The following is a 4,847-nucleotide window of genomic DNA, read 5'->3' as shown; positions in this document are numbered from 1 at the left end:
CTTGAGATCACTCACTGCGCCACTCCTGTTCGCCGTCACGTGCGTGCTTGGGCCGGCTCCCGGGCGGGAGACGACCGCGTCGACCGAGTGCAGCGCCGGACGGGTGTCCCGAATTCCTGTCCCGACTGTCCACAGCGCGGCAAGTTGCGGTCGCATTCGACCATAACCAGAGCGAATTCCGCGGCCGCCGCGCGTACGACCTACCGGAACATCACATCGCTACCGCCGATAGCCCACAATTGGCTCGTGACTGCCGACAGCGAACCGATTCTGTCCTACCTGACCGATATGGACGGCGTGCTGGTGCACGAGGACCACCTCATTCCCGGCGCCGATGCGTTCCTGACGGAGCTGACCGAGCGCGAGATTCCGTACCTGGTCCTGACCAACAATTCCATCCGCACCCCGCGCGATCTGCAGGCCCGCCTGCGCCGGATCGGGCTGGACATTCCGGCGTCCTCGATCTGGACCTCGGCAACCGCGACGGCCACCTTCCTGAACGAGCAGCGTCCCGGCGGGACGGCATACGTGGTGGGCGAATCGGGATTGACGACCGCCCTGCACGAGATCGGCTACGTGCTGACCGACAGCGATCCTGATTACGTCGTCCTCGGTGAGACGCGAACCTATTCGTTCGAGGCGATCACCACCGCGATCCGGCTGGTCGAACGCGGCGCCCGGTTCATCGCCACCAATCCCGACCCCACCGGGCCCTCCCGCGAGGGCGTGCTGCCCGCGACCGGTTCCGTGGCCGCGCTGATCACCCGGGCGACCGGGCGCGACCCGTACTACGTGGGGAAACCGAATCCGCTGATGATGCGCTCGGCGCTGCGGCAGATCGGCGCGCATTCGCAGTCGGCGGTGATGATCGGTGACCGGATGGACACCGATGTGATCGCCGGACTCGAGGCGGGCATGCGCACGGTCCTGGTGACCTCGGGGATCTCCACCCGGGCGTCGATGGAACAGTTCCCGTACCGGCCGACGCTGGTGATCGATTCGGTGGCCGATCTCGTGGGCCGCACCGAGAATCCGTTCGCGGCCTGAGCGGGAAGGTCCGGCCGGCGCACCGGAGGTACGCCGGCACGGTACTTTCCGGCGCAGGATTCCGTCAGTCCGGACTTCCGCCGCGTTCTCCGGATTCCAGCGCCTCCAGCGCGGCCGACAGATCACCCAGCGCATCCACCACTTCGGCGAAACGCTGCGAACCCAATTGTCGCGCAAGCTGTTTCGCCATGACAGCATGCTTCGGGGTGATCCGGCGGACGGCAGCGTAGCCCGCATCGGTGATCGCCACCAGCTTCGCGCGGCGATGCGACGGATTCGGCCGGTATTCGGCCAATCCCTTGCCCACCAGTAGATCCGCGATGCGCTGCACACTCTGGCGGGTGATACCCATCTCCCGCGCGATCCCCGATACCGGCAGCGGTTCGTGCAGCACCGCACCCAGCACCTGCCACCAGGCCGCGGTGATCTCCGCCGGTTTCGCCAATTCCTCTGCGATCGTGAGGAATTGGCCGTTCAGTTTGAAGGTCGTGATCGCCGCCGCGGAGAACAGTTCGGCATCACCGCGGCTCATGCCGGCTCGACCGCCGCGGCCTGCGGGGCGAAGAACCCGCTCGGATCCCGGTCCGCGTAGAGCCGATACCACGCATCCAGGACGGCCGGCTCGAACAGATCCAGCCGCGCGAAGATGTGGCGTGCGAAGTCGATCGGTGCGATGCCGCTCGCGGTGATCAGATCGCCGTCGGTCACCGCCGGCTCGTCCACATAGTGGTGCGCTCCCGAATATCCGGTCGAGGCGAGATTGTCAGCCGCGTTGCCGGTGTGCGGACGAGCATCGAGCAAGCCCTGTTTCGCCAGGCCGTAGGTCGCACCGCAGATCGCCGCGACCGGTACGCCGGCCTTCAGGAAGTCCTCTGCAGCCTGGGCGAACCGCGCGAGTTGCCCGTCCTCCCAGATGTCGGCGCCGGGCAGGATCAGCATCGCGCTGTCGGCCGGGGAGAGTTGGTCCAGAGTGAGATCGGGAACCACGCGCAATCCGCCCATCGAGGTGACCGGCGCGGAGGTGGCGCCGACCGTGCGAATCTGCCAACTTCCCGGCTCGCGCTGCATCAACGGGCGATTGATGCCGGCCGTCACGTAGCTCGGCTCCCAATCCGCGAACGTGTCGTACACCGCCACATGAACCGTCTGAGTCATGACAGCATGCTGTCACGGTTGACAGCATGCTGTCAATGCCCGGCGGTCAGCTCAGCGCCTGCTCCAGATCACCGAGCAGATCCTCCACATCCTCGAGACCGATCGAAATGCGCAGCACCCCGTCGGTGAGTCCCACCGCCGCACGGCCTTCCGGACCCATCGCACGATGCGTGGTGGTCGCCGGATGCGTGATCAGGGTCTTGGCGTCGCCGAGGTTGTTGGAGATGTCGACGATGCGCAGCCGGTTCAGCACCTCGAAGGCCCGCTTCTTGCCCTCGTCGGGGCCCGCGGCGAGTTCGAAGGTCACCACGGTGCCGCCGCCGGACATCTGCGCGGTCGCCAGCTCGTGCTGCGGATGCGAGGCGAGGAACGGGTACTTCGTCCAGGCCACGCCCGGATGCTGTTCCAGGAACTCGGCGACGGCCAGCGCGGACTGCGTCGACTGACGCACCCGCAGTGGCATCGTCTCCAGTCCCTTCAGCAGGGTCCAGGCGTTGAACGGGCTCAGCGCCGGGCCGGTGTGGCGCATCAGATTCTTGACCGGCCCGTTGATGTAATCGCTCGTGCCGAGGATCGCACCGCCGAGGACGCGACCCTGTCCGTCGATGTGCTTGGTGCCCGAGTAGACCACCACATCGGCGCCGAGGTCGAGACTGCGCTGCAGCAGCGGCGTCGCGAACACGTTGTCCAGCACGACCTTCGCGCCGGCGGCATGGGCCAGTTCGCTCACCCGCCGCACGTCGACGAGGGTCTGCATCGGATTCGAGGGAGTTTCGAAGAACACCGCGGCCGTCGGCTGCGAGAGCGCCTGCTCCCACTGGTCGAGATCCTCACCGTCGACGAAGACGGTCTCCACGCCCCAGCGCGGCAGGATCTCGTTGCACACCACGAAACAGGAACCGAACAGGCTGCGCGCGGCCACCAGCCGGTCCCCCTGCCCGAGCAGCGCGGCCAGCGCGGTGAACACCGCGGACATGCCGCTGGCGGTGGCGAAGCACGCCTCGGCGCCCTCGAGCAGCCGCATCCGCTCCTCGAACATCGCGACCGTCGGATTGCCGTAGCGCGAATAGACGAAATGCTCGATATCGCCGGTGAAGGCCGCTTCGGCCGCCTCGGCGCTCTCGTAGACGAATCCGGACGACAGATACAGCGCCTCGGAGGTCTCCTCGAACCCGGAGCGGCGCAGCCCGCCGCGCACGCCCAGGGTCGCCGGTCCCACCCCCTCGGGCAGCGGCCGATCGAATGCACCGCCGGTGATCATGACTGCCTCCACGAAAAGAATTGCCGCACAACAGATCCGCTCACGACTGCCGCCACGGCAGGCCGAGTGCGCGCCAACCGGCGCCGCCGCGATGCCCCTCGGCATCCAGCGGACCCTCGAAACCCTCGAGCACGTTGTAGGAGGGCGCGAAACCGGCCGCCGTCGCCGCCGTGGCCGCACCGATCGAACGCTGCCCGGACCGGCACAGGAAGATCACCGGGGCATCGCTGTCGCCCGCGCGATCGGCCAGCACCTGCTTCAACTGCTCCACGAATACGGGGTTGGGTGCGCCGGTGCCGTCGACCCATTCGATGAGGGCGGTCGGCCGCTCGATCGAGGTGGTGTCGGGCACTCCGACGAACCGCCATTCGGCCTCGGTGCGCACATCCACCAGCACCGCATCCGGATTGTCGCGCAACAACTCCCACGCCTGCCCGGGCGTGATGTCACCGGCGTAGCTCACTTGTCGAACCTCCTACGGAATCCGCACTTGCCGCGTCCGGTCGGACCGCGGCCAGGTCGTCACCCGGAGCACCCCACCGCGGAGGAGGGTTGCCGACCAGCGAGCCGGGGCTTACCGCTGGTACTCATGACCTGAACCGAGAATGCCTGGTCACAGGCCCGATTGTCAAACATGGACAGCGGCGGCTCAGGGGTTGACGCACACCAGCCAGGTGCCGTTCTCGCGACTGAAATTCCAGTTCGCCGCGGACTGGCGACCGTCGATCCGGCTGGTCACCGACGCCGTCGCGCGGTCGCCGTCGATGTGCACCGCGTCGACTCCGGCGATCTCCACCTTCTTGCCCGCCGAGTCGGCGCCCAGCGGCGACTTCTTCTCGTCGAACCCGGTGCATTCGGTGGTCTTGCGCCGGTCGGCGTCGGAATCGCTTCTCGCCGTGGCGAAGTTGCGCGCCGCGATGGCGACCCGATCCGGATCTGTGAGATTGTTCTCAGCCGGGCGGGTGATTCCGAGGATGACGACGGCGAGCACCGCCAGGACGGCGATGGCCGCGGCGATCAGGAACGGCTTCGCCGACCGCGTCGTGTCGCGCTGATCGATCGAGGTAGCCGGATCATTCATGCCCTGCATCATCCCCGGCGGGTCCAAGTGTCGAAGATCACGCCCGCATTTTCGCGCGGATACCGGGAATAGCGGCGGTGTGTGCCACCGATAGAATCACCAGAACTCCGGCCACATCCGGTGCACGGATCGGGAGAGCTCCGCGCGGCAACGAGGCAGCATCGGCGGAGCAGTCGGGCAGGCGCCCGGCCCGCACGTCAACTTAGCCTAAGCTAAGAAGGACGGCTGACAAGACGAGAGTTTTCGACCAAAGGGTGCGCGTAGAAATGACCGAACACGCTGGAACGAATAGCGGCGCGGGCG

At 67.1% G+C, this 4,847-nt stretch carries 6 protein-coding genes and 1 riboswitch; of the genes, 1 reads left to right on the top strand and 5 read right to left on the bottom strand.

Annotated elements, in window-relative coordinates:
• Window positions 1–288 precede the first annotated feature (288 nt).
• A complete protein-coding gene (locus tag ACPCUW_RS34970; protein WP_051756585.1) occupies window positions 289–1,047 on the top strand; it encodes an HAD-IIA family hydrolase in 759 nt (252 codons plus the stop codon).
• 64 nt (window positions 1,048–1,111) lie between these two features.
• On the opposite strand, the gene ACPCUW_RS34965 is transcribed toward ACPCUW_RS34970, so the two are convergent.
• The 5 genes from ACPCUW_RS34965 to ACPCUW_RS34945 all read right to left on the bottom strand — a co-directional run bounded on the left by ACPCUW_RS34965 (window position 1,112) and on the right by ACPCUW_RS34945 (window position 4,544).
• Window positions 1,112–1,579: a MarR family winged helix-turn-helix transcriptional regulator gene (locus ACPCUW_RS34965; RefSeq protein ID WP_030516630.1), complete on the bottom strand. Its 468-nt coding sequence runs from the start codon at window positions 1,577–1,579 to the stop codon at window positions 1,112–1,114.
• Window positions 1,576–2,202, bottom strand: coding sequence for a type 1 glutamine amidotransferase family protein (locus ACPCUW_RS34960; protein WP_423429669.1), 627 nt, complete (start codon window positions 2,200–2,202; stop codon window positions 1,576–1,578). The genes ACPCUW_RS34965 and ACPCUW_RS34960 overlap by 4 nt, the downstream gene beginning before the upstream one ends.
• A gap of 46 nt (window positions 2,203–2,248) precedes the next feature.
• Window positions 2,249–3,463 carry an O-succinylhomoserine sulfhydrylase gene (locus ACPCUW_RS34955; protein ID WP_030516632.1) on the bottom strand — a complete coding sequence of 405 codons (1,215 nt, stop codon included), beginning with the start codon at window positions 3,461–3,463 and terminating at the stop codon, window positions 2,249–2,251.
• A gap of 40 nt (window positions 3,464–3,503) precedes the next feature.
• Window positions 3,504–3,926, bottom strand: a complete 423-nt coding sequence (locus ACPCUW_RS34950; RefSeq protein WP_104393501.1) for a rhodanese-like domain-containing protein — start codon at window positions 3,924–3,926, stop codon at window positions 3,504–3,506.
• Between the two features lie 18 nt (window positions 3,927–3,944).
• Window positions 3,945–4,058, bottom strand: a riboswitch (SAM riboswitch).
• 54 nt (window positions 4,059–4,112) lie between these two features.
• Window positions 4,113–4,544, bottom strand: coding sequence for a hypothetical protein (locus ACPCUW_RS34945; protein ID WP_146098831.1), 432 nt, complete (start codon window positions 4,542–4,544; stop codon window positions 4,113–4,115).
• Window positions 4,545–4,847: the final 303 nt, after the last annotated feature.

Origin of the sequence: Nocardia sp. AB354 (genome assembly GCF_049538315.1) — a bacterium.
Classification (GTDB): Bacteria; Actinomycetota; Actinomycetes; order Mycobacteriales; family Mycobacteriaceae; genus Nocardia; species Nocardia nova.
The sequence above is the reverse complement of the archived record's forward strand: the minus strand, read 5'-3'. Positions and strand labels throughout refer to the sequence as shown.

Excerpts from the sequence above, each read along its gene's own strand:
- ACPCUW_RS34970 (WP_051756585.1), top strand. The coding sequence starts at position 289 with ATGGACGGCGTGCTGGTGCACGAGGACCACCTCATTCCCGGCGCCGAT.
- ACPCUW_RS34965 (WP_030516630.1), bottom strand. The coding sequence starts at position 1,579 with ATGAGCCGCGGTGATGCCGAACTGTTCTCCGCGGCGGCGATCACGACC.
- ACPCUW_RS34960 (WP_423429669.1), bottom strand. The coding sequence starts at position 2,202 with ATGACTCAGACGGTTCATGTGGCGGTGTACGACACGTTCGCGGATTGG.
- ACPCUW_RS34955 (WP_030516632.1), bottom strand. The coding sequence starts at position 3,463 with ATGATCACCGGCGGTGCATTCGATCGGCCGCTGCCCGAGGGGGTGGGA.
- ACPCUW_RS34945 (WP_146098831.1), bottom strand. The coding sequence starts at position 4,544 with ATGAATGATCCGGCTACCTCGATCGATCAGCGCGACACGACGCGGTCG.